Source organism: Paenibacillus tarimensis (genome assembly GCF_021532315.1).
Taxonomy (GTDB): Bacteria; Bacillota; Bacilli; order Paenibacillales; family Paenibacillaceae; genus Paenibacillus_I; species Paenibacillus_I tarimensis.
Genome location: NZ_JAKGAO010000043.1, coordinates 1 through 5,974, shown reverse-complemented (window position 1 = coordinate 5,974; position 5,974 = coordinate 1). Strand labels below are relative to the sequence as shown.

At 59.1% G+C, this 5,974-nt stretch carries 2 protein-coding genes; both read left to right on the top strand.

The window, feature by feature from the left end; genetic code table 11:
- Nucleotides 1–5,097, top strand: a 5,097-nt coding sequence (locus tag L1N82_RS22860; RefSeq protein WP_235289777.1) for a non-ribosomal peptide synthetase, incomplete at its 5' end; no start/stop codon positions are given.
- A gap of 41 nt (nucleotides 5,098–5,138) precedes the next feature.
- On the top strand, nucleotides 5,139–5,974 hold an 836-nt coding region (locus L1N82_RS22855), incomplete at its 3' end, for a condensation domain-containing protein (RefSeq protein WP_235289776.1).

Below are 5,974 nucleotides of genomic sequence, written 5' to 3'. Positions count from 1 at the left end.
CTGGTTCGAAGTGACGCGAACGGGCAGAAGGCGCTGTGCGCGTATTACACGCCGGATACCGGAGCGGAGCTGGCGGTGAACAATTTGCGCAGCGCGCTGGCGCAGGAACTGCCGGGCTTCATGATCCCGTCGTACTTCGTGGAGCTAGAGCGCCTGCCTCTGACACCGAACGGAAAGATCGACCGGAAGGCGTTGCCGGCGCCGGAAGGGGAAGCGGGAAGCGGAGCGGCTTACGTCGCACCGCGCAATGAGCTGGAAACGAAGCTGGCGGTGATTTGGCAGGAGGTGCTGGGGCTTGCGAAGGAGATTGGCGTTCACAACAACTTCTTCGACCTTGGCGGCCATTCCCTGCGGGCGACGACGCTGGTCAGCAAGATTCATAAAGAGTTGAACGTGGATCTGCCGCTGCGCGACGTGTTCCGCCATTCCACGATCGAGAGCATGGCGGCCGCCATTTCCCGGCTGGATGAGCAGACATTCGTTGCCATTCCGGTGGCGGATGACCGAGAGGTGTACCCGCAATCTTTTGCTCAAAAACGTCTCTTTATCCTGAATCAACTGGAAGGTGCGGAGCTCAGCTACAACATGCCGGAAGCGATGCTGTTGGAGGGTGCTTTGGACCGGGCAAGGTTTGAGGAAGCGTTCCGTAGGCTCGTGGCGCGGCATGAAACGCTGCGCACCGGGTTCGAGATGGTGGATGGCGAAGCATCGCAGCGGATTTACCAGGATGTGAATTTTGCCGTGGAGTTCTATCAAGCGGATGAGCAAGAGGCTGAAGAGACGGTTCGCCGTTTCGTCCGTCCATTTGACTTGGCGAAGCCTCCGCTTCTGCGGGTAGGCCTTGTCGAGCTGGCTCCGGAACGCCATATCCTAATCTACGACATGCATCATATTATTTCCGACGGCGTCTCGATGGAAATCTTGGTTGAAGAATTCGTCCGCTTGTACGGCGGCGAGCAATTGGAGCCTCTGCGCATTCAGTACAAGGACTACACCGTTTGGCAGCATTCGCAGGAGCAGAAGGAACGGCTTCAGCGTCAGGAGGCGTACTGGCTGGACATGTTCCAAGGTGAGCTTCCGGTGCTGGAAATGCCGACCGACTATCCGCGTCCGGCCGTGCAGAGCTATGAAGGCCAAACGCTGGAGTTTTTCTTCGACGCTTCGAAAACCGACGGCCTGAAGCGGCTGGCCTTGGAAACGGGCACGACGCTGTTTATGGTGCTGCTTGCGGCGTATAACGTTCTACTGCACAAATATTCAGGTCAGGAAGACGTGATCGTGGGTACGCCGATTGCCGGAAGGAATCATGGAGATGTGCAGCCGTTGATCGGGATTTTCCTAAACACGCTGGCTATCCGCAGTTACCCGGCTTCGGAGAAGACTTTCTTGTCCTACCTGAACGAAGTCAAAGAAACGACCCTCCATGCCTTCGAGCATCAAAACTATCCGTTCGAAGAATTGGTGGGCAAGGTGCAAGTCACCCGTGATTTAAGCCGCAATCCGCTCTTCGACACGCTGTTTACGATGCAGAATACGGAGGACGAGGAATTTGAGCTGGAAGGGCTTCGCCTGGTTCCTTATCCGAGCGCACTGGATACCGCGAAGTTTGATATCAGCTTGGATGTGGGCGAGGAGAACGGCGGCTTGGATTACAGCTTCGAATATGCGACGGCTCTCTACAAAAGGGAGACGATCGAACGGCTGGCGAAGCATTACGAGCAGCTGCTCGAAACGATCGTAAGCCGTCCGGATGCGAAGATCGCCGAGCTGAACTTGCTGACGGCAGAGGAAAGAGAACAAATCCTCGGCGCGTTCAACCCAGCGCAGCCGGAAGCGGCTCCTGCGGCCGCATTCCACCGGCTGTTTGAGGAACAGGCGGAGCGTACGCCGGAAGCGGCGGCTGTCGTGTACGAGAACGACCGGCTGACATATGCGGAGCTGAACGAGCGGGCGAACCGCCTGGCGGCCACGCTGCGCGCAAGCGGCATCGGCCGGGAGACGATCGTCGGCATTCTCGCCGAGCGTTCGGTGGACCTGCTGGTGGCCGTGCTGGCCGTCTGGAAAGCGGGCGGGGCGTATGTGCCGCTCGACCCGGATTATCCGGCGGACCGCGTGCGGTTCATGCTCGAAGACAGCGGAGCGAAGGTGCTGCTGGCGCAAACGCCGCTGCGGGAGCGCGCCGAAGCCTGGCTTGGCGAGGAGGAGCTGGCGCTGACGGCGGTGCTGTACCTCGACGACGAAGCGTCGTACAGCGACGAGCGGGCGAATGCGCCGATTGGCTCCGGCATTGTCTCCGGCAAGCTGACGGATGCTGTGAACGGCGGCGATGATAGCCATCAGAATGCCGGCATGGGCAGCTTCCATGAAGCCCGCCCAGAGGACCTGGCGTATGTGATCTACACGTCGGGAACGACGGGCAAGCCGAAGGGTGTAATGATCGAGCACCGCAGCCTGGTGAACACAGCGGCGGGCTACCGGCGGGAATACCGTCTGGATCAGTTCCCGGTGCGCCTGCTGCAGCTGGCCAGCTTCTCGTTCGACGTGTTTGTGGGAGATATCGCACGGACGCTGTATGGCGGAGGCACGATGGTGATTGTGCCGAAGGACGACCGGATCGATCCGTCTCGTCTGCACTACTGGATCGAGCGGGAGCAGGTCACCATCTTCGAATCGACCCCGGCGCTGATCGTACCGTTCCTGGAGTACGTGCACGAGCAGCAGCTGGACATGAGCGGGATGGAGCTGCTGATCACGAGCTCGGACAGCTGCAGTGTGGCGGATTACCGGACCTTGCAGGAACGCTTCGGCTCGTTGCTGCGGATCATCAACGCATACGGCGTGACGGAAGCGGCGATCGACTCCAGCTTCTACGACGAGGAGCTGGAGAAGCTGCCGCAGACAGGCAATGTGCCGATCGGCAAAGCGTGGCTGAATGCCAAATTCTACATCGTGGACGCGCACCTGAATCCGGTGCCTGTAGGGGTGCTGGGCGAGCTGGTCATCGGCGGAGCCGGGGTGGCACGCGGGTACCTGAACCGTCCGGAGCTGACAGCAGAGAAGTTCGTAGATAGCCCGTTCGAAGCGGGCGAGCGGCTGTACCGAACGGGCGACTTGGCGCGGTGGATGGAAGACGGCAATGTGGACTTCATCGGCCGGATCGACAACCAGGCGAAAATCCGGGGCTACCGGATCGAGACGGGCGAGATCGAGTCGCAGCTGCTGCGGGTGGAGGGCGTGCGCGAAGCGGTGGTGCTGGTTCGAAGTGACGCGAACGGGCAGAAGGCGCTGTGCGCGTATTACACGCCGGATACCGGAGCGGAGCTGGCGGTGAACAATTTGCGCAGCGCGCTGGCGCAGGAGCTGCCGGGCTACATGATCCCGTCGTACTTCGTGGAGCTGGATCGCCTGCCTCTGACGCCGAACGGGAAGATTGACCGGAAGGCGCTGCCGGCGCCGGAAGGGGAAGCGGGAAGCGGAGCGGCGTACGTCGCGCCGCGCAACGAGCTGGAAACGAAGCTGGCGGTGATTTGGCAGGAGGTGCTGGGGCTTGCGAAGGAGATTGGCGTTCACGACAACTTCTTCGACCTTGGCGGCCATTCTCTGCGGGCGACGAAGCTGGCGGGCAAGGTATTTAAGGAATTAAACGTCAACCTGCCGCTGCGCGACGTATTCCGTCACTCGACGATTGCGGCGATGGCCGAGGCGATCGCCCGGATGGAACGGCAGGAGCATGAGGCCATCCCTCAAGCGGAGGAGAGAGAGTACTACCCTCTGTCCTCCGCGCAGAAACGGCTGTTCATTCAGCACACGCTGGATGGAGCGGATCAGCTCTACAATATGCCGGAGCTGGTGCAGTTGGAAGGCGAGCTTGATTTAGACCGGCTGGAAGCCGCCTTGCGGCAATTGATAACACGGCATGAATCGCTGCGCACCGGTTTTGAAATTGTGAAGGGTGAAGCGGTTCAGCGGATTTACCCGCAGGTCGATTTTGCTATTGAGCAGCATCAAGCGGATAAAGAGGATGCGGCTCAAATCGAGCAGATCGTCCGCGGCTTCGTCCGTCCGTTTGATCTCGGCAAGCCGCCGCTGCTGCGCGCCGGGGTCATCGAGCTGGAGCCGAACCTGCATATTCTACTTTTCGACATGCACCATATCGTGTCCGACGGCGTATCGATGACGATTGTGATCGATGAGTTCTCGAGCTTCTACGCCGGAGAAGAACTGCCGCCGCTTCGCATTCAATACAAGGATTATGCCGTTTGGCAGCAGTCGGAAGCCCACCAGGAGCGGATCGGGCGGCAGGAAGCGTACTGGCTGCAAACCTTCGGAGGCGAGCTGCCGACGGCGGACCTGCCGCTGGACTACGAACGATCTGCGGCACGCAGCTACGAAGGCGCGCATCTGGAGTTCGACGTCGAAGCTCCTCTCTCTGCGCGGCTGCATGAATTGGCGGCCGAGCGTGAAAGCACGCTGTTCATGGTGCTGTTTGCGGCTTACACCGTGCTGCTGTCCAAGTACAGCGGGCAGGAGGACTTGGTCGTGGGCACCCCCGTGGCGGGAAGGACGAACGCCGATTTGGAACCGGTCATCGGAATGTTTGTCAATACGCTGGCGATCCGCAATCGTCCGTCGGGCGACAAAACGTTCTTGTCCTATCTGGAAGAAGTGAAGGAGACGGCTTTGGGTGCTTTTGAGAACCAGGATTATCCGTTCGAGGAGCTCGTGGAGCGTTTGAATGTGAAGCGGGAGCCGGGCCGCTTCCCGCTGTTTGATGCCGTTTTCGACCTGCAAAATATTGGAGAACGGGATGCCGAGCTGGAAGGAGTCAGCCTGAAGGCTTACGAGCTTGACCATTTGGAAGAGGCGAAGTTCGATCTGACCCTGTTTATGTATGAAAACAACGGGGCGCTGAGCGGGGGCTTCTACTACGCCGCCAGGCTGTTCAACGAAGCGAGGATCCGTACCTTAGCCGAGGATTACCTGCGGATACTGTCTCAAATTGCGGAAAATCCGCAGCTTGAGCTAGGCCGGATTGAATGCCATAAACCGGCGACAGGCGCAAAGAGTGCCGTCGATACGATCGAATTCGCGTTCTAATCCTATAAGCGTGAGTCACTTCATTTTTAGGGGAGGTACGAATGAAATCTTTATTTGAAAAGGAAGAACGGTACTGGAGCGGCAAGTTTGACGCCGAAGACAGCCTGAGCTTCCTTCCCTACAGTCAATCCTCCAAATTATCCGCGGGCAGAGAAGCTGCGGCCGAGCCGGGCTTGGTTCACCGTACCCTGCCGGGCGAACTCTCGGAGAGAATCATTCGCCTCGCGAGCGGTTCGGATCTGGCTTTGTACATGATTGTTTTGGCAGGAGTAAAAAGCCTGCTGTTCAAATATACCGGGCGGGATCAAGTGCTGGTCGGCATGCCTTCTTATAGCGCAGACTCCGATGGGACTCCGCCGCCGCATGACATCTTGGTGATCAAGACGCCCGTAAGCCGCCAGACTACGCTGAAAACGCTGCTCGGAGGCATCAAAGCCTCCATCGGCGAGGCGCTGGAGCATCAGCACCTGCCTTTTCGGAAAATGGTGGAGCCGCTCCATATGGACTATACGGGGGACGGCCTCCCGGTCGTCAACACCGTCGCATCCTTCGCCCCGATTCATCCGGAGCCGCTGGGTAACCGCGTGGCGGCCGATACGATTTTTTGCTTCGACCGCCAAAACCATTCCATTGAGCTGGAAATAAGCTTTGACGAACAGCGGTACGAGCGGGCATTTGTGGAACAGGCGGCTGACCATCTTGTTCGGCTGCTGTCCTTGCTTTTATCTCAGCCGGATCTGGAGCTCGGACAAGCTGAGGTGCTGTCCCCAGACGAGAGGGAGACACTGCTGAAGCGGTTTAATGACACCGAAGCCGGGTACGAGCAGGGGAAAACGATTCACGGCTTGTTCGAAGAGCAGGCGGAGCTCTACCCGGA